This window comes from Sphingomonas sp. LY29 (genome assembly GCF_035593985.1).
Taxonomy (GTDB): domain Bacteria; phylum Pseudomonadota; class Alphaproteobacteria; order Sphingomonadales; family Sphingomonadaceae; genus Sphingomicrobium.
Genome location: NZ_CP141587.1, coordinates 1,341,710 through 1,359,084, shown reverse-complemented (window position 1 = coordinate 1,359,084; position 17,375 = coordinate 1,341,710). Strand labels below are relative to the sequence as shown.

The window sequence follows — 17,375 nt, the reverse complement described above, 5'->3', positions numbered from 1 at the left end:
GCCAAGGTGACGCATTATTCGACGAACGAATGGACGACATGAACCTTTACCGCCTCGTCAGACCGATCACGTTCGCGATGGATCCGGAAACCGCGCACCGCGCGACGGTTCGATTCCTCGGCCTGCCGCCGCGTCGACCCCTCCCGCATTTTGCCGGTGAACTCGCGACGACGGTGGCAGGGATTCATTTCCCGTCGCCCGTCGGTCTCGCCGCAGGGTTCGACAAGAATGCCGAATGCGCCGACGCAATGCTCGAACTGGGGTTCGGTTTCGTCGAGGTCGGGACGCTTACCCCCCAACCGCAGGCAGGCAATCCGCGACCCCGACTGTTCCGGCTGGTCGACGATGCCGCGGTGATCAATCGCATGGGCTTCAATAATGACGGGCAGCAGGTGGCGCTGGAACGGCTGCGCAAGCGCGAACGGCGCGGCATCGTCGGAGTCAACATCGGCGCCAACAAGGATGCGGCCGATCGCATCGCCGACTATGCCGATGGAATTGCGCGGATGGCGCCCGTCGCGGACTATCTGACGGTCAACATTTCGTCGCCCAATACGCCGGGCCTGCGTAACCTGCAGGCGGGCGGCGAACTCGTCGAATTGCTTCAAGCCGTGCGCGCGGCGCGGACGACCGGCGGTCCGCCCGTCTTCCTCAAGGTCGCGCCCGACCTCGAGGCGGGCGACCATGACCGGATCGTTCGCGCTTCGATCGACAGCGGCATCGACGCGCTAATCGTCTCGAATACCACCGTCTCGCGCCCGCCGCTGAAGTCTTCACAGCGCGGGGAACAAGGCGGCTTGTCGGGCGCACCGTTGAAGCCACTTGCGCTCGCCCAGTTGCATGCGTTCCACACGGCCTCGGGCGGACAGCTTCCGCTGATTGCGGCCGGCGGGATCGCAAGCGCCGACGACGCGTGGGAACGGATCGTCGCGGGAGCGAGCCTCGTCCAGCTCTATTCGGCGCTGGTCTACGAGGGTCCGGGGCTTGCACGCCGCATCGCCGACGGGTTGACGAAGCGCCTCCGCGAGCGCGGCATGTCGAGCATTGCCGAGGCTGTGGGAAGCGGCTAGCCCGAGCCGATGCGCCGCCGTTTCTCGATCCTGTTCGTCAGCCTGGCGCTCAGCGCCTGCGCCACTGTCCCCTCGTCTCCCACTTCGGCGCCCGGCGTCGTGAGCGCCGCCGATCCGCGTGCCGCCGATGCGGGCGCGCAGATGCTTCGCGCTGGCGGCTCCGCGACCGATGCGGCGCTTGCCACCCTGCTCGCGCTGACCGTGGTCGAACCGCAATCGAGCGGGATCGGCGGAGGCGGCTTCCTCGTCACCAGCACCGCCGACGGCCGCGTCACGACCTTCGACGGACGCGAGGAAGCGCCGATGGCGGCCGACCCGCGCTGGTTCTACGTCGACGGCAAACCGCTTTCGATCGGCGACGCCATTCCCGGCGGGCGCAGCGTCGGCGTTCCGGGCAATGTCCGTATGATGGCGCTCGCGCACCGCGATGGCGGGAAGCTGGCGTGGCGCGATCTGTTCGGCCCCGCAATTGCGCTGGCGCGTCAAGGCTTCGTCGTCACGGCGCGCATGCATGGCGCACTCGATCGCAGCCGTCGCACCGGCGCGATGACCGCCGCTGCCCGGACGATCTATTATCAGGCCGATGGCTCGCCCAAGCCGGTCGGGACGCGCATCCTCAACCCGGCGCTTGCGGACTTTCTCGAAGGCCTTGCCGCGCGGGGTCCCGAGAGCTTCTACGTCGGCCCGAATGCCGGCGCGGTGGTCGCTGCAGTGCGGTCGGCACCGACCAACCCGGCGCCGATGACGACCGGCGATTTTGCGTCCTATTCGGCCAAGCAGCGCGACGCCGTCTGCGGCGCGTATCGCGGCTACAAGATTTGCGGCATGGGACCGCCCTCGTCAGGTGCGACCACCGTGTTCGCGATCCTCAAGCAGCTCGAGCGCTTCGACCTGACGGCGACCGGCATGGATTCACCGACCAGCTGGCATCTGATCGCGGAGTCGATGCGCCTCGCCTACGCCGATCGCGACCGCTACCTCGCCGACGCCGATCACGTCCGAGTCCCCGTCACGGGTCTCGTCGATGGAAACTACCTCGCCTCGCGTTCGGCACAGATTTCGCCGATCGCGACGATTCCAAATGTCACTGCCGGAGTGCCCGCGGGCGCGCCGAAGTTCGCGTCGGCGCCGCAGCAGGTCGAGAATGGAACGTCGCATTTCGTCGCGACCGATCGCGCCGGCAACGTCGCCAGCCTGACCTCGACGATCGAAAGCGTGTTCGGGTCGGGGCTGATGGTCAACGGCTACTATCTCAACAACGAACTGACCGACTTCAACATCGTACCCGACAAGGACGGCTTGCCGACCGCCAATCGGGTCGAGGCGGGCAAGCGACCGCGTAGCTCGATGTCACCGACGATCGTGTTCGGTCCCGACGGCCGTGTGCGCCTCGCGGTTGGGGCGGCGGGCGGCGCGACCATCATCGCGCAGGTGGCCAAGGCGATCATCGGCGTGATCGACTGGCGACTAAGTGCTCAGGACGCGATCGCGCTGCCGGTGCTGTTCGCGCCCGGCGGGAGCACGGTCTTCGTCGAGAAGGGCACTTCGCACGAAGCGATGATCCCTGCACTCAAGGCGCTCGGCCATGCCGACGTCCGCGCGCGTGAACCCGGCTTCAAGGCCAATGCGATCGAATGGCGGGAGGGCCGCTGGATCGGCGCCGCCGACCCGCGCAGCGAAGGCGCTGCGGTCCAGCAATAGGAGACAGATGATGGCCGCCCGTTCGCGCAAGCAGCTCGAGCCGTTCCCCAATCTGGTGACGATGTTCCTGACACGCGCGCGCGAAATGGGCGACGCGCCGTTTCTGTGGAGCAAGCGCGGCGGCGCGTGGAACTCGATCAGCTATTCGGAAGCCGCCCGTCAGGTGGCGGCGCTGGCTGACAGCCTGAAGCGAATCGGCCTGAAGCCCGGCGACCGTGTCATGCTTGTGTCGGAGAACCGCCCCGAATGGCTGATTGCCGACCTCGGCATCATGGCCGCGGGCTGCGTGACGGTACCGACTTACACCACGAACACGACGCGCGATCATCAGCATATCCTGAATAACAGCGGCGCAAGCGCGGTCATCGTCTCGACCCAGAAACTGGCGCGCACGTTGGTCCCGGCGGTCCTGTTCGCCTCCCAATGCCGCCACATCATTTCGATCGACGACATCATCACCGGCCAGTCGCTCGACGTCGCCGAATTTCACCACTGGGCCGACTTCGTGTCGGGCGGCGCCGACATCGGCGCGCTGGAGGAGCGGGTGGCGACGGTCGGACGCAGCGATCTTGCCTGCCTGATCTACACCAGCGGCACCGGCGGCGCGCCGCGCGGGGTGATGCAGCATCACGGGATGATCCTGCACAATGTCGAAGGCTGTACCGATGTCATCGCCAACGATTTCGGCTGGGACGACGAGGTGTTCCTGTCGTTCCTGCCCGCCAGCCATGCCTATGAGCATTCGGGCGGGCAATATTTCCCGATCGCGCTCGGTGCGCAGATTTATTATGCCGAGAGCCTCGAGAAGCTCGCCGCGAATATTGAGGAAGTGCGGCCGACGATCATGGTTGTCGTGCCGCGTCTGTTCGAAATGCTTCGTGCCAAGATCATGAAGACGATCGACAAGGACGGCGGCCTTCCGAAATATCTGATGGGCCGCGCGCTTTCGATCGAGGGCAAGCGCTACGGCGGCAAGTCACGTCCGTGGGACTTGCCGATGGACGGTCTGCTGGCAGTCACGCTGCGCAAGAAGGTGCGCGGGCGCTTCGGTGGGCGGATGAAGGCGATGGTGTCGGGCGGTGCGCCGCTCAATCTCGACGTCGGGCTGTTCTTCCAGGCGATGGGGCTGCCGCTACTGCAGGGCTACGGCCAGACCGAAGCGGGGCCGGTCATCAGCTGCAATCGACCGTCGGCCGGGATCCGCATGGAGACGGTCGGCCCGCCGCTGAAGAACACCGAAGTCCGCATCGCCGACGACGGCGAAATCATGGTGCGCGGCGAGCAGGTGATGCACGGTTACTGGCAAAACCCTGAAGAAAGCGCGCGCGTGCTGGTCAACGGCTGGCTGGGAACGGGTGATGTCGGTCACCTCGACAAGAAGGGCCGGATAGTCATCACCGATCGCAAGAAGGACCTGATCGTCAACGACAAGGGCGACAATGTCGCGCCGCAGCGGGTCGAGGGAATGCTGACCCTTCAACCCGAGATCGCGCAGGCGATGGTCTACGGCGACCGGCGACCACACCTCGTCGCGCTTTTGGTCCCCGATCCTGAATTTGCCGCCACCTACCGCGGAGACGACGCTGGCCTCGCCAAGGCTCTCGGCAAGGCGGTCGACCGGGTCAACGCCGAGCTGTCGGTGATCGAAAAGGTGCGCCGCTTCGTCCAGGCCGACGCCGCGTTCACGGTCGAGAATGAGCAACTGACGCCGTCGATGAAAATCCGCCGCCATGTCATCGCGGCTGCCTACGGGGAGCGACTAGACGCGCTGTTCAAACGCTGATCAGGGATTCCGATAGGGAATGAACGGGCCGAACTGGCAATTGCCGCCGTACGACCCGCTACGAAGATCGATCAGCTGGTTGATGTCGCCCTCGCAACTCTGCGCGATCCCATACTGCCTGACGACGAGCGTGTAGCCGCCATTCGACAATCCTCGGCAACCGCCGACCGGGTTCTGGACATAGGTGGTGCGGCCGTCGCGATAGAGGATGGTGAAATCGTCGATCACTTCCATCCGCGCGGTGCGATGGTTGGGCAGGCAGCGCACCGGCGGTCCGGCGACGCGGCCCTGCAGCGCGTCCGCCAGTTCGCGCACCGCGCGCGGGCTGCGCGCCTCGGGGGCGGGCGCGGTAGAGCAGGACGCGAGCGCGCCAAGGCAAAGCAGCGAGACGATGGTGCGGGTCATCAACATTCCCCTCTCGATCCGGGCGGCATCATAGCACGGGTATGAAACCCGCGGCGCGTTAGAATCGATCCTTAGCGGCGCGGAGTTCGGCGAAATGATCGTTGTCGCGGGCGCGCAGGAATGGGTTGGTCGCGCGCTCCTCCGCCACCGTCGTCGGGACCGTCGATCGCCCCTCCGCTCGCGCCTGCTCGATCTGCTCCAGCCGTGAAGCGATAGCGGCATCGTCGGGAAACGCGTGTGCGGCGAAGCGCGCGTTCGACAGTGAATATTCGTGCGCGCAGTAGAGCACCGTCTCGGGCGGCAGCGCGGCGATCCTTTGCAGCGACGCATTCATCTGCGCCGGCGTGCCTTCGAACAGCCGCCCGCAGCCCATGACGAACATCGTGTCGCCGACGAAGGCGATCCCCGCCTCGCGGAAGACATAAGCGACATGACCGAGCGTGTGGCCGGGCACTTCGATCACGTCGCCGGTGTTATTACCGATCCGGACCGTATCGCCGTCCTTGAGCAGACGATCGACCCCGGGCGTACGCTCCTTTTCGGCAGCGGGGCCGGAAATGGTTGAGCTCATCGCCTCCTTGACCGCCAGGTTGCCGCCGGTGTGGTCGGGATGCCAGTGCGTGTTGAGCACTTGGCCAAGCGTCCATCCGCGCCGCTCGGCCTCGGCCAGCACCGGCGCGGCGTCACCCGGATCGACAACTGCCGTCTCGCCGCTCGTTGTGTCGTGCACCAGCCAAATGTAATTATCCTGGAACGCCGGGACCGCGACGACGTGCAGGTCCCCATGCTGCCCGGCGCCAGTCATCCTACCAGCTGCCCGTGTTGGGCATCGACGCCCACGGCTCGGCCGGCTCGAGATGGCCCTTCTGCAGCAGCTCGACCGAGATACCGTCGGGCGACCGGACGAAGGCCATGTGGCCATCGCGCGGCGGGCGATTGATCGTCACGCCGGCATCCATCAGCCGCTGGCACGTGTCGTAGATGTCGTCGACGCGATAGGCGAGGTGTCCAAAATTCCGTCCGCCTTCGTAGCCGCTTTCGCCCCAATTGTGGGTCAATTCAACCTCACCCTCGTCCCCCGGCGCACCGAGGAAGATGAGGGTGTACTTGCCCTCGGGACGCTCCATCCGCCGGCGCTCTTCCAGGCCGATCAACTTGAAGAAGGCGATGGTCGCGTCGGGATCCGACACGCGGATCATGGTGTGGAGATATTTGGTCATTTGCTGTCCTTCGAAGCCGGCGCGACGGTGATCGGGACGTCGAGCATCGCCAGCGCGTCACGCGCCGATTGCCCGGCCTTTCCCTTCGGATCCGCCGCCATTGCCCGCTGCCAATGCTCACGGGCGGTCTTGGGATCCCCGGCCGCCTGCGCGACATGCCCCGCCTCGAACATGATCTCTGGTGAATCCGGCGCCATGCGCAGCGCACGGGCGATGGCCGACTGGGCCGTCGGGATGTCGTCCTCGCGGATCGCGAGCGCGGCCGAGAAGAACCACAGATAAGGGTCTTCGGCGATCGTCTTGGCGGCCTCGGTGACCTTGGTGCGTGCGGTCTTCAGGTCGCCCTGCGCCTCGGCCGCGCGGGCGCGGTCGAGCAAGGCAAGGCCGTGCTGCTCGGCCTTCAGTCCCGTTCCGACGAGCGCACGGTCGAGAGCGATCGCGGCCTTGCCCGGCTGGCCCGCCGAAATCCACAGATTGCCTGCCGCCGCGAGCATGCGCGACTGGGCGGGGTCACCCGCTGGCGAGGCAGCGGCGGCTTGTTCGAAGCGAGCGGCGCCATCGGCGGGATTGCCAGCGGCTTGCGCTTCGAGCGCGCGACAAACGTGCGCGGGCGGGGTCTGGTCCGCCGGACACGGCGCCGAGGCAACCGCGGCCGCGGCGAACAAGGGGGTGAAACTGATCATCGGGCTATCTCCACCAAGGCCAGGAGCTCGGTCAGGATCGCGTGGATCTCATGCGGCTCGCTCAGGCGATGTCCGCCCCCCTTGATCAGGCGAAGCTGGACATCGGATGAACGCAGGTCCTCGATCAGCTTGAGCGGTACTCCAACGGGAACATCGGTATCTTGGTCGCCGTGGACAAGGCGGATCGGCAGGACGAGGTCGATCGGCGAGTAAAGCAGGCGGTGCGCAGCCCCGGACTGCCAGAAGCCGAGGTGCGTCACTTGGGGCTGGTCGCCGTATGGGTTGGCTTTTTCCAGTCGCCCGTTGTCCGACAGCGTCTGCTTCTCCTCGGCGGTGAAGCCCCAGTCGGTGAAGTCGGGCGCGGCGGCGATGCCCAGCAGCGCGCGCACGCGATCGGGGCGGCGCATCGCGGCATGAATGGCAAGCCAGCCGCCCATCGACGAACCGGCCACGATCAGCGGACCCTCGGTCAGCATGTCGATCGCGGCCAAGACTTCGTCGAGCCAGCGGGCGAGGGTGCCGTCAGCAAAGTCGCCGCCCGACGACCCCGTGCCCGAATAGTCGAGCCGTAGGCAGCCGATGCCCCGCGTTGCGCAGGCGGCGTCGATCGCTTCCGCCTTCGCCCCTTCCATGTCCGAGGCATAGCCGGGCAGGAACAGCACGGTCGGCTGGCCGTCGGCGGCGGCGCGCAAGCGATAGGCGATGCGGCGGCCGTCACCCGGATCGAAATAGGCGAGCGGGACGGCGGCGATGTCTGGTGGTGTCATGGGCGCGCCTTACCGCCCGTGGACCGACGTTGCTATTCTTTCTCGGCCTCGCGCTCGGCGCGGCGCTTCTCCGGGCAGGTCACGCGGATCGCGCGATAGTCGGCGGCGGACAGGACCGGCGTATACCGAGCATTGCTCTTCCACGCCGCCGCGAATCGTTTCGCCCGGTCGGCGCTTCGCGGATGGCTGTTGAGCCATTCGACCGAATCGAACCCGCCCGAATCCTTGCCCAGCTTGGTGAACAGCGCAGCGGTCGGGCGCGGATCGATGCTCGCTCGCTGAAGCGCGACGAGCGCGTCGGCGTCGGCCTCATTCTCGTTGGCGCGGGTATAGTTGAGCGACACGATTTGCTGCGCGTTGGCGCCGATGTCGCCCGCGAACAGGCGGATCAGCGCACCGATGCCGAGTTCGCGGATCAGCGCCTGGGTGACGTGGCGGCGACGGACGTGCGCGATCTCATGCGCCAGAACGCCGGCCATGGCGTCGGGATTGGGCGTTTCCTTGAGCGCGCCATCGAAGATCACGACCTGGCCTCCGGGAAGCGCGGCGGCGTTGAAGATACCGACGTCGATCAGGGTCATCGGAATGGGTGCGCGGGTCCCGCGGTCGGGCTCGATGCGTGCGGCCATTGCTTCGAGAGCGCGGGCGGCGGCGGGGCTGCGGCAGGCATTGTCGCCGAAGTCGCCGACGATCGCGGTGCCGAGGTTGCGCTCCCAGCTTTCGGGAACGATTGGCGCGAGCCATGCCGGCGCCGAATAACCGACGAACAGCACGACGGCCGCCACGCCTGCAAGCACCGCAGTTGCCCGGGGCAGACCGACTCGATCGATGAACCCGCCATACCGGCCGGGGCGGGGTAGTAGGGACGCGACGGTCGGATCGATCGGCTGCTGCAGCGTCAGCCGCCACCCCGGATGACCCGCGCGACCGAGTAGCGTCCGGTCCTTTTCCGTCTCCATCGTCTGCAATTCGGAGGCGGGTACGTCGATTGGTGAAATTCCGGAACCCGTCAGCGACAGCGTGCCGTCGGTTGCCGCGACCGATACCTCGTGCCGCTCGGCTGTGACGCCGTCATAGTAAATGCCTCGGCTCATCGGGTCAGATCGCGCCGATATCGAACGCGTCGGCCAGCCCCTCGGCCTCGCCCGGTGCATGGGTCGACGACTGGGTCAGGTCGCTGACGTTGACCTCGCCGTACAAGTGCATGTGACGCACCATGAATGACCAGTTGCGATAGCCCCAGAAGGCAAGCCCGAAGCCGAGCGTGACCACCGCCAGCGCGATGTTGCCGAGGAATAGCTTCAACCAGTCGCGGGTGCGTGCGTCGAACCCGAATTCGAGCCCGCCGAGCGATAGGCTGTCCGCCGCTTTCCGGTAGAATTTGGCGTACCAGTGCAGCGTCATCAGCGGGATGATGAGGTAGAACAGCAGGAAGACCGCGCCAAGAAGGACCATCAATCCTGGGCTGGCTTCTTCGCTTCCGCCCACGATCGATGCGCCCACCGGAATGGCCAGCAACATCATGACGACCATTGCCGCGATGGGAACCAGATAGACCGCCGCCCAGCGACGCTTAAGCCCGTCGGCGTCGAGATTGGTGCGAAAGGCGAGGGGGCCGAAGCTCATGTGGTTCCAGCGGCCGTTCCACAAACGCGTCGCCGCCCACGGCCAGACGATGAACAAGGTCATGAGCGTGAGGGCCATCCGGCCGAGATACTCGCCGCCATAATTCCAGCCCGGCTCATCGCTGCCGCCGCGGATGCCGCGCCACCAGGTGCGCGACAGGCGATAGCGAAGCGCACGGAAGCGGGCGAAGCCGCCAAGGTAGATCAGCCCCATGTAGAAGAGAGAGAAGATGCCGACCGCCGCGGTTTCCTTGCCGCGCGCGATCAGCGCCGGAAACAGGAACTGGACGAACAGGAAGAACGGCAGCAGGATCGCCATCACGATCAGGAAGCCGACGAACATCTCCTTGCCCGTGCCGCTCCACTCCAGGCGGTCACCGATGACTTCGGTCCGGCTCCACAGATAGCGACGCTGCCGTGCGGTCGCCCAGAACCGATAGATACCAAGCGTGACGATCGTCAGCAGGACGTTGGTCGCGGCGATGGGCAAATACTCCCGCCACGTGCCCGTAAAGGCGATCGCCCGCGCGCCGCCGCTGCCACTCGTCACCGCATCCATGATTACGCCCCCTACTCCCCGGCGACGGAGACTAGCGGGAAGGCGGCAATTTAAAAGCCCTTCGATTCAGGGGCAAATCTATCGGTTCGCAAGATGCCCGGGCTACGCCCGTGCAAGTTGAGAAGTCGCGGGGATCGCATTAGATGACGGACATGAACGCTTCACTTTCAAACGCGCCAGCGATGCTTCCTGCCGTGACCCTGATCATCGAGTGGGAGAATGCCATCGATGTCGAGGACGAGTGGACCGGCAAGGCCATGTCCGCGCTCGCGCGTGAACTGGCGAGCGTCGAGGGGCGCATCGCGGCGCGGCCGCGGGTGCTTTATCTGTATGACAAGGGCGCAGTCGCCGCGGACGCGATCGATCGCACGATCGACGACATCGCGCCGCAACTGCGTGAGGTCGCGGACATCGAGGTCGAGGCGACCGAGGGCCTGACCTATTACCGCCTCAAGAATTACGGCGTGTCGAAAGCCACGACCGACCTGTGCGTGATGATCGACAGCGACGCGGCGCCGCAGCCGGGCTGGCTCGCCGCGCTGCTCGCGCCCTTCGCCGATTCCGAGGTCAAAGTCGTCGGCGGCGTGACGGTGCTTGGGTATGAGGATTTCCTGTCGCGGACGATGGCGCTCAGCTGGATCTTCGACCTGATCGACGAGACGGAGAAGAGTGCCAAGCGCCGGACGATCCACGTCAACAATTGCGCGGTCCGCACCGATTTCTTCTGCGCACACCCGTTCCCCGAACTCACCGGGGCGTTCAAGAAGCAGTGCGTGTTCTGGATCAAGGGTTTGCTCGCTGACGGGCACGTCTATGTTCGCACCTCCGATGCCACCGCGATCCATGCGCCGCATCCGGGCTACAAGTTCCTTGCCTGGCGCGCGTGGACGAGTGGGATGGACGGCGATTTCCAGGCCTACCACCTTGATTCGAAGAGCAAGCTTCGCCGTTTCGAGATCGCGCTTCGCCACTATGCGAGCAAGGTCGTTCGGGCGTGGCGCAACATCGTGAAGAAGGGTGGCCGCGTTGGCCTGCCGGTGTGGCAGCGGCCAGCGGCGATGGTGGTCGCGCTCGCTTATTTCACGACCAAGTTCGTCGCGCAGGCGGGAAGCATCGTCGTCCGCCGCTACGAACCCCTACCCGCTCCGGCCATCTTGGCCGCGGCAACCTGAGTTCAGGCGAAACGTCGGCGGATCAGCTGGCCGAAGCCGCTTGCAAGCATCGTTGCGAAGCGGGCTCCACCGAGGCGAGCGGCGAAGGGCCGCGCATCGCGCACCATGTCGCGGAACCGAGCCCTTGCCAGCAGGCGGTTGAAGTGTCGCGCTAGGTCGAGCGCGAATCCCGCGCGATACTGCGGATGGTCGAGATAGGCGGGATGCCGATCGTGGAAGGCGAGGATCGCTGCCGGAAAGCCGTCGATATTCGCCGAGATGGCGTCGGGGGAATTGGTCTTCACCCACAGGATCCGATCGCTGCTGGCGCAGCGCGCGACCTCGGCCAACCGAACGATGAAGTCGAAATCCTGGCGGCGCTTGAGCGTCTCGTCGAACAGGCCGGCGCGGATCGCGGCGTCGCGGCGGCAATTGATTCCCGGCGTCGCCTTATAGATTTTCCGGGTGAACAACGCCGCCAGCAGCGCTTCATTGTTGTCGGTGACCGGATTGGGGCGGGGCTTGTCGGGTCGGCCACTTCCGTCCGGATAGACCTTCAGGAAGCTGTCGATCAGCACGTCGACTGCCGGCCGGGCGGCGAAGAAGTCGATCACGAACCGCAGCTTTTCGGGCAAATAATAATCATCGCTGTCGAGAAAGGCGATCAGTGGCGCACGGGCCTCGCGGATGCCGCGATTGCGCGCGGCATTGCCACCGGCGTTAGTTTCAAGACGGATCAAGCGGATGCGCGGGTCGGTGAATGCCTCGACCGCGGCGACCGTGCCGTCACTGGATCCGTCGTCCACGACCACCAGTTCGAAGTCGCCAAACTCCTGGTCGAGCACGCTTTGCACCGCGCGTTCGATCACGCCGGCGCGGTTGAAGGCGGGCATGACCACGGAAATGGCGGGGGCGGCGGGTGCGGGCATCGAAAAGCGACGCCATTCTGGCATTCCACCCTTGGCCTCGCAAGCCGAGGTTGAGCGGCGCCCCGCGTCCCGCTAGAGGCGAGCCCATGTCCCAGATGTTCAAGATCGCCCTTCCCGACGGCTCGGTTCGCGAAATGCCCGAAGGGTCGACTCCGGCCGATGTCGCCGCGGCGATCGGACCCGGCCTCGCCAAGGCGGCGCTGGCGGCGCGAGTCGATGGCGAGCTTCGCGACCTCAACCGGCCGTTCGAGGGCGATAGCCAGCTCGCGCTGGTCACCTCGCGCGACGAAAAGGACGCGCTCGAACTGGTTCGCCACGATTTCGCCCACGTCCTCGCCGAGGCGGTGCAGAAGCTTTATCCGGGCACGCAGATCACCTTCGGCCCGGCCACCGACGACGGTTTCTATTACGACTTCGCGCCGACCGCCGAGCGTGGTCCCTTCACCGACGAGGATTTGCCTGCGATCGAGCAGGCGATGCGCGACGTCATTGCCGCCGACGAGCCGCTCATCCGCGAGGAATGGACCCGCGAGGACGTCCGCGCCTTCTTCGAGCGCACGGGCGAAAGCTTCAAGGCCGAGTGGGTGATGGAGCTGCCGCAAGGCGAAGCGATCACCATGTATCGCTCGGGCAAGGGCGACGAGGCGTGGATGGACCTGTGCCGCGGGCCGCACCTCGCCTCGACCGGGAAGCTCGACCCGCAGGCGTTCAAGTTGACGCGCGTGTCGGGGGCTTATTGGCGCGGCGACCAGTCGAAGCCGATGCTGAGCCGCATCTACGGCACCGCGTGGCTCAACAAGAAGCAGTTGGCCGAGCATCTCGTCCGGTTGGAGGAGGCCGCCAAGCGCGACCACCGCAAGATCGGGCAGGAAATGGACCTGTTCCACCTGCAGGCCGAGGCGCACGGCAGCGTGTTCTGGCATCCGAAAGGCTTCCTGCTGTGGCGCCAACTGGAAAGCTACATGCGCCGGCGGCTCGACGCCGCGGGCTACCAGGAAGTGAAGACCCCGCAGCTGATGGACGCGCGGCAGTGGGAGAAGAGCGGCCACTGGGGCAAGTATCGCGAGAATATGTTCGTCGTCCCAGACGAGATTCCCCAAGTTTCAGACGAAGAAGGCGAGGATGACGGTCCGGTGCTGTCGGGCGATGCCGACCTGATGGCGCTGAAGCCGATGAACTGCCCGGCGCACGTCCTGATCTTCAAGCAGGGCATCACCAGCTATCGCGACCTGCCGCTGCGCATGGCCGAATTCGGCTGCTGCCACCGCAACGAGCCGCATGGCGCGCTGCACGGCATTATGCGCGTTCGCCAGTTCACGCAGGACGACGCGCACATCTTCTGCCGCGAAGACCAGTTGATCGAGGAGGTAAAGCAGTTCTGCGACCTGCTCGACAGTGTGTACCGCGATCTCGGCTTCGATTCCTACGCGATCAAGCTCGCGCTTCGTCCCGACAAGCGCTTCGGCTCCGACGAGATGTGGGACTGGTCCGAGCAGAGTCTTCGCGATGCGGTCAAGGCGGCAGGGCGCGACACCGACGCCTATGGCTGGGAAGAGTTGCCGGGCGAGGGTGCCTTCTACGCGCCGAAGCTGGAATTTCACCTGACCGACGCGATCGGGCGGACGTGGCAGGTGGGCACGATCCAGACCGACACCGTGCTGCCCGAGCGGCTCGACGCCTCCTACGTTGGCGAGGATGGCGAGCGGCACCGCCCGGTCATGCTCCACCGAGCGATCCTGGGCACGTTCGAGCGCTTCATCGGCATCCTGATCGAGCATCATGCGGGCCGCTTCCCGCTGTGGCTGTCGCCGGTGCAGGCGGTGGTAGCGACGATCGTCAGCGATGCCGACGGCTACGCCAACGAAGTGGTCGAGAAGCTCAAGGCGGCGGGTCTCCGCGCCGAGGCCGATCTTCGCAACGAGAAGATCAACTACAAGGTGCGCGAGCATAGCCTGGCCAAGGTTCCGCTTCTTCTCGTGGTCGGCAAGCGCGAGGCCGAGGAAGGCACCGTCGCCATCCGCCGTCTCGGCAGCGACGAGCACCAGAAGGTCATGAGCTTCGACGAGGCGGTGGCAATGATGACGGCCGAGGCGGTCCCGCCCGACCTGAAGCGCGGCTGATCGGGGAGGGCGGAACCATGGACTTTCTGCCATCCGCCCTCACGCTTGCGCGGATCCAGTTCGCGTTCACGGTCAGCTTCCACTTCATCTTCCCAGCCTTTTCGATCGGGCTGGCGAGCTACCTCGCGGTGCTTGAGGCGCTGTGGCTCAAGACCGGGAAGGCCTACTACCTCGACCTGTTCAAATATTGGCTGAAAATTTTCGCGGTGGCGTTCGCGATGGGCGTCGTCAGCGGGATCGTCATGTCCTACCAGTTCGGGACCAACTGGTCGGTCTTTTCCGACAAGGCCGGCGGGGTGATCGGGCCGCTGATGGCGTACGAGGTGCTGACCGCCTTCTTCCTTGAAGCCGGGTTCCTCGGCGTGATGCTGTTCGGGATGAAAAAGGTCGGCAAGCGGCTGCACTTCGCGGCGACGCTGATGGTCGCGATCGGTACCTTCATCTCGGCCTTCTGGATCTTGAGCGTCAACAGCTGGATGCAGACGCCGACCGGACACATCATGTCGCCCGACGGCCGCTTTCTGCCCGGGCCGAGCTGGTCGGCGATCATCTTCAATCCCAGCTTCCCTTACCGGCTCGTCCACACCGTCATCGCGGCCTACCTGACGACCGCCTTCGTCGTCGGCGCGGTCGGGGCGTGGCACCTGCTGAGGGGCCACGCCACCGACGCGGTGAAGACGATGTTCTCGATGGCGATGTGGATGGCGGCGCTGGTCGCCCCGATCCAGATCTTTGCCGGCGACATGCACGGCCTCAACACGCTCGAGCATCAGCCCGCCAAGGTGATGGCGATGGAGGGGCATTACGAAAGCCACCCCAACGGCGCGCCGCTCTACCTGTTCGGCATTCCCAACGAAAAGGAGCAGCGACTCGACTATGCGATCGGGATCCCCAAGGCGTCGAGCCTGATCCTGAAGCATGATCCAGACGCGCCGCTGGCCGGACTAGATACCATCCCGGACGAAGACCAGCCGCCGGTGTCGATCGTCTTCTGGTCATTCCGCATCATGGTCGGGATCGGCTTCCTGATGCTCGGGCTGGGCGCGTGGAGCCTGCTCGCGCGGACCCGGCGGCGGCTCTACGACTGGCCGCTTCTTCATCGCGCCGCGCTGTTGATGGGGCCGTCGGGCTTCGTCGCGGTGATCGCGGGGTGGATCACGACCGAGGTCGGACGTCAGCCGTTCACCGTTTACGGCCTGCTCCGCACTGCCGACAGCGTCAGTCCTCTAGCCGCGCCCGCGGTGGCCGCCTCGCTTGCGGCGTTCGTCGTCGTCTATTTCGCGGTGTTCGGGATCGGCACCTGGTACATCTTGAAGCTGATGTCGCACCCGCCGCATCCGGGCGAAAGCGGGATCGAAGGGATCGAAGGCGGACCGCTGCGCACCGCCGGGATCACCCCGGGACCGACCCAGAACCCGACGCGCGAGCAGGGCGGGGAGCGACTGCCGGATGACGACGGGGCGGGGGAGTCGCACTCATGATGCCCGACCTCGATCTCGCCGCCGTCTGGGCGTTCATCATTGCCTTCGCGGTCTTCATGTACGTCGTGATGGACGGCTTCGACCTCGGCATCGGCATCCTCTTCCCGACGTTCAAGGCGGGCGAAGAGCGCAGCCAGGCGATGAACGCCATCGCGCCGGTGTGGGACGGTAACGAAACGTGGCTGGTGCTCGGCGGGGGCGGATTGCTCGCGGCCTTTCCGCTGGCCTACGCAATCATCCTGCCTGCGACCTATCCGCTGATCATCGCGATGCTGCTCGGGCTGGTATTTCGAGGGGTCGCGTTCGAATTCCGCTGGCGCGATCCGCGGCACGAGCGGTTCTGGGACTTCTCCTTTTTTGCCGGATCGCTGGTCGCGGCAATGTCGCAGGGAATGATCCTTGGCGCGTTGCTGCAGGGGATCGACGTCGACGGCCGCGCTTATGGCGGCGGCTGGCTCGACTGGTTGTCCCCCTACTCGTTGCTGACCGGGCTTGGCACGGTCGCGGGCTACGCGCTGCTCGGGTCGACCTTCCTGGCGATGAAGGTCACCGGCCGCGCGGAAGATCATGCCTATTCGCTGGCGTGGAAGGCGGCGATCGCCACGCTGGCGCTGATGGCGGCGGTCAGCTTGGCGACGCCGTTCCTGTTTCGCCAATATTGGGACCGCTGGTTCGAAATGCCCAACATCCTGTTTGCGGCGCAGGTGCCGCTGCTGACCGGGGTGATCTTCTTCGCGCTGCTCCGCTCGCTGTCGAAGAAGCGGCGTTACCGCCCCTTTCTCCTAGCGCTCGGGCTGTTCGCGCTCGGCATGATCGGGCTTGGGATCAGCATGTGGCCCTATGTCATCCCCGACAGCGTGACGATCTGGCAGGCCGCCGCGCCCGAACGTAGCCAGGTTTTCATGCTCATCGGAACGGTCATCATCATGCCGATCATCCTCGGCTATACCGCCTGGGCCTATTGGGTATTCCGCGGGAAGGTGGAGGAAGGCTATCATTGACGACCCCGCCCCGGCGCCGCTGTGGCGGCGGCTGGCGTGGATGGCCGCGATCTGGGCGGCCTCGGTCGCGGTGCTTGGCGCGGTCGCGATGGCGATCCGATGGTGGCTGTCATGACGCCGCCGCGCCACATCGCATGACGAAAACGCGGCCGAACTAGGCTCCCGCCTTTTCAAAAGCACCCAAAACACCTAAGTCGCGCTCACGCAAACATTAGGAGACGAAGTTATACCACCGCCCCATCCGCGCCGTTCCATGGCGCCGCCGGTCCTGTCCGGCCCCCGCTATAATCAGTTCATCAACGTGCCGAAGGTGCGCGTGATCGACGAAAATGGCGAGAATCTGGGCGTGATGTATACGCGCGAAGCGATCGAGCAAGCCGCCGGCGTGGGCCTCGACCTGGTCGAGATCAGCCCGGGCGCCGATCCGCCCGTCGCCAAGTTCCTCGACATCGGCCGCTTTAAATATGAAGCGCAGAAAAAGGCCAACGAGCAGCGCAAGCGCCAGAAGACGCAGGAGATCAAAGAGATCAAGATGCGTCCGAATATCGATGACCATGATTATCAGACCAAGATGAAAAAGGTCTTCGAGTTCCTGGAAGAAGGCGACAAGGTGAAACTCACCCTGCGCTTCCGCGGTCGCGAAATGGCGCATAATCAGCTCGGCATGGCCGTGCTCCAGCGCGTGGCCGAAGACACGGCCGAAAAGGCGAAGGTCGAACAGCATCCGCGCATGGAAGGCCGGCAGATGCTGATGGTGATTTCGCCCAAATAGGCTCCGAACCAATCGGGTTCATGAAGGCGCGGATTGCCGTTACGGCAGCCGCGCCTTTTTGTTGCTGCAATGCGTCATGTGTCTTTCGGGCCGCAGAGGGCGCTATTT

General features: G+C 65.5%; 17 protein-coding genes. 9 read left to right on the top strand and 8 right to left on the bottom strand.

Annotated features, from left to right (window positions below; genetic code table 11):
- Nucleotides 1-38 precede the first annotated feature (38 nt).
- From SH584_RS06825 to SH584_RS06815, 3 genes are read left to right on the top strand one after another with little or no spacing between them, the layout of a single operon-like run.
- Nucleotides 39-1,070: a quinone-dependent dihydroorotate dehydrogenase gene (locus SH584_RS06825; protein WP_324809512.1), complete on the top strand. Its 1,032-nt coding sequence runs from the start codon at nt 39-41 to the stop codon at nt 1,068-1,070.
- A 9-nt stretch (nt 1,071-1,079) separates the two neighbouring features.
- Nucleotides 1,080-2,771, top strand: coding sequence for a gamma-glutamyltransferase (gene ggt / locus SH584_RS06820; RefSeq protein WP_324805780.1), 1,692 nt, complete (start codon nt 1,080-1,082; stop codon nt 2,769-2,771).
- Nucleotides 2,772-2,781: 10 nt separating this feature from the next.
- Nucleotides 2,782-4,554 (top strand): AMP-dependent synthetase/ligase, encoded by a 1,773-nt coding sequence (locus SH584_RS06815; RefSeq protein ID WP_324805778.1) that lies wholly within the window; start codon nt 2,782-2,784, stop codon nt 4,552-4,554.
- Here SH584_RS06815 and SH584_RS06810 read toward each other — a convergent pair whose 3' ends face one another.
- From SH584_RS06810 to SH584_RS06780, 7 genes are read right to left on the bottom strand one after another with little or no spacing between them, the layout of a single operon-like run.
- Nucleotides 4,555-4,959, bottom strand: coding sequence for a hypothetical protein (locus tag SH584_RS06810; protein ID WP_322841942.1), 405 nt, complete (start codon nt 4,957-4,959; stop codon nt 4,555-4,557). It lies immediately after the preceding gene.
- Nucleotides 4,960-5,017: 58 nt separating this feature from the next.
- Nucleotides 5,018-5,764: a hydroxyacylglutathione hydrolase gene (gene gloB, locus SH584_RS06805; RefSeq protein WP_324805776.1), complete on the bottom strand. Its 747-nt coding sequence runs from the start codon at nt 5,762-5,764 to the stop codon at nt 5,018-5,020.
- Between the two features lies 1 nt (nt 5,765).
- Nucleotides 5,766-6,179: a VOC family protein gene (locus SH584_RS06800; protein ID WP_322841944.1), complete on the bottom strand. Its 414-nt coding sequence runs from the start codon at nt 6,177-6,179 to the stop codon at nt 5,766-5,768.
- On the bottom strand, nt 6,176-6,862 hold the full coding sequence (locus SH584_RS06795; protein WP_324805774.1) for a tetratricopeptide repeat protein: 687 nt from the start codon (nt 6,860-6,862) through the stop codon (nt 6,176-6,178). The genes SH584_RS06800 and SH584_RS06795 overlap by 4 nt, the downstream gene beginning before the upstream one ends.
- Nucleotides 6,859-7,629, bottom strand: a complete 771-nt coding sequence (locus SH584_RS06790) for an alpha/beta hydrolase (protein WP_324805772.1) — start codon at nt 7,627-7,629, stop codon at nt 6,859-6,861. Before SH584_RS06790 ends, SH584_RS06795 begins: the two co-directional genes overlap by 4 nt.
- A gap of 32 nt (nt 7,630-7,661) precedes the next feature.
- Nucleotides 7,662-8,723, bottom strand: a complete 1,062-nt coding sequence (locus tag SH584_RS06785) for a M48 family metallopeptidase (protein WP_324805770.1) — start codon at nt 8,721-8,723, stop codon at nt 7,662-7,664.
- A gap of 4 nt (nt 8,724-8,727) precedes the next feature.
- Nucleotides 8,728-9,813, bottom strand: coding sequence for a YjgN family protein (locus SH584_RS06780; RefSeq protein ID WP_324805767.1), 1,086 nt, complete (start codon nt 9,811-9,813; stop codon nt 8,728-8,730).
- A 152-nt stretch (nt 9,814-9,965) separates the two neighbouring features.
- Between SH584_RS06780 and SH584_RS06775 the strand changes: the two genes are divergently transcribed.
- On the top strand, nt 9,966-10,985 hold the full coding sequence (locus tag SH584_RS06775) for a glycosyltransferase (protein WP_324805765.1): 1,020 nt from the start codon (nt 9,966-9,968) through the stop codon (nt 10,983-10,985).
- 2 nt (nt 10,986-10,987) lie between these two features.
- Here the strand turns inward: SH584_RS06775 and SH584_RS06770 are convergent, their stop codons facing one another.
- Entirely contained in the window at nt 10,988-11,893 is a 906-nt protein-coding gene (locus SH584_RS06770) for a glycosyltransferase family 2 protein (protein WP_324805763.1), read from the bottom strand.
- An 86-nt stretch (nt 11,894-11,979) separates the two neighbouring features.
- On the opposite strand from SH584_RS06770, the gene thrS reads away from it, so the two are divergent.
- From thrS to infC, 5 genes are all read left to right on the top strand, one after another.
- Entirely contained in the window at nt 11,980-14,013 is a 2,034-nt protein-coding gene (gene thrS, locus SH584_RS06765; RefSeq protein WP_324805761.1) for a threonine--tRNA ligase, read from the top strand.
- Nucleotides 14,014-14,030: 17 nt separating this feature from the next.
- Complete coding sequence (locus SH584_RS06760) at nt 14,031-15,494, top strand: cytochrome ubiquinol oxidase subunit I (protein ID WP_324805759.1); 1,464 nt, start codon at nt 14,031-14,033, stop codon at nt 15,492-15,494.
- Complete coding sequence (gene cydB, locus SH584_RS06755) at nt 15,491-16,495, top strand: cytochrome d ubiquinol oxidase subunit II (protein WP_322841953.1); 1,005 nt, start codon at nt 15,491-15,493, stop codon at nt 16,493-16,495. The genes SH584_RS06760 and cydB overlap by 4 nt, the downstream gene beginning before the upstream one ends.
- Nucleotides 16,440-16,610 (top strand): DUF2474 domain-containing protein, encoded by a 171-nt coding sequence (locus tag SH584_RS06750; protein ID WP_416385172.1) that lies wholly within the window; start codon nt 16,440-16,442, stop codon nt 16,608-16,610. The genes cydB and SH584_RS06750 overlap by 56 nt, the downstream gene beginning before the upstream one ends.
- A gap of 138 nt (nt 16,611-16,748) precedes the next feature.
- Nucleotides 16,749-17,267, top strand: a complete 519-nt coding sequence (gene infC, locus SH584_RS06745; RefSeq protein WP_322841954.1) for a translation initiation factor IF-3 — start codon at nt 16,749-16,751, stop codon at nt 17,265-17,267.
- Nucleotides 17,268-17,375: the final 108 nt, after the last annotated feature.

Excerpts from the sequence above, each read along its gene's own strand:
- SH584_RS06785 (WP_324805770.1), bottom strand. The coding sequence starts at position 8,723 with ATGAGCCGAGGCATTTACTATGACGGCGTCACAGCCGAGCGGCACGAG.
- SH584_RS06790 (WP_324805772.1), bottom strand. The coding sequence starts at position 7,629 with ATGACACCACCAGACATCGCCGCCGTCCCGCTCGCCTATTTCGATCCG.
- SH584_RS06815 (WP_324805778.1), top strand. The coding sequence starts at position 2,782 with ATGGCCGCCCGTTCGCGCAAGCAGCTCGAGCCGTTCCCCAATCTGGTG.
- cydB (WP_322841953.1), top strand. The coding sequence starts at position 15,491 with ATGATGCCCGACCTCGATCTCGCCGCCGTCTGGGCGTTCATCATTGCC.
- SH584_RS06800 (WP_322841944.1), bottom strand. The coding sequence starts at position 6,179 with ATGACCAAATATCTCCACACCATGATCCGCGTGTCGGATCCCGACGCG.
- ggt (WP_324805780.1), top strand. The coding sequence starts at position 1,080 with ATGCGCCGCCGTTTCTCGATCCTGTTCGTCAGCCTGGCGCTCAGCGCC.
- SH584_RS06825 (WP_324809512.1), top strand. The coding sequence starts at position 39 with ATGAACCTTTACCGCCTCGTCAGACCGATCACGTTCGCGATGGATCCG.
- SH584_RS06760 (WP_324805759.1), top strand. The coding sequence starts at position 14,031 with ATGGACTTTCTGCCATCCGCCCTCACGCTTGCGCGGATCCAGTTCGCG.
- SH584_RS06770 (WP_324805763.1), bottom strand. The coding sequence starts at position 11,893 with ATGCCCGCACCCGCCGCCCCCGCCATTTCCGTGGTCATGCCCGCCTTC.
- infC (WP_322841954.1), top strand. The coding sequence starts at position 16,749 with ATGGCGCCGCCGGTCCTGTCCGGCCCCCGCTATAATCAGTTCATCAAC.
- thrS (WP_324805761.1), top strand. The coding sequence starts at position 11,980 with ATGTCCCAGATGTTCAAGATCGCCCTTCCCGACGGCTCGGTTCGCGAA.
- SH584_RS06780 (WP_324805767.1), bottom strand. The coding sequence starts at position 9,813 with ATGGATGCGGTGACGAGTGGCAGCGGCGGCGCGCGGGCGATCGCCTTT.
- SH584_RS06810 (WP_322841942.1), bottom strand. The coding sequence starts at position 4,959 with ATGACCCGCACCATCGTCTCGCTGCTTTGCCTTGGCGCGCTCGCGTCC.
- SH584_RS06775 (WP_324805765.1), top strand. The coding sequence starts at position 9,966 with ATGAACGCTTCACTTTCAAACGCGCCAGCGATGCTTCCTGCCGTGACC.
- SH584_RS06795 (WP_324805774.1), bottom strand. The coding sequence starts at position 6,862 with ATGATCAGTTTCACCCCCTTGTTCGCCGCGGCCGCGGTTGCCTCGGCG.
- gloB (WP_324805776.1), bottom strand. The coding sequence starts at position 5,764 with ATGACTGGCGCCGGGCAGCATGGGGACCTGCACGTCGTCGCGGTCCCG.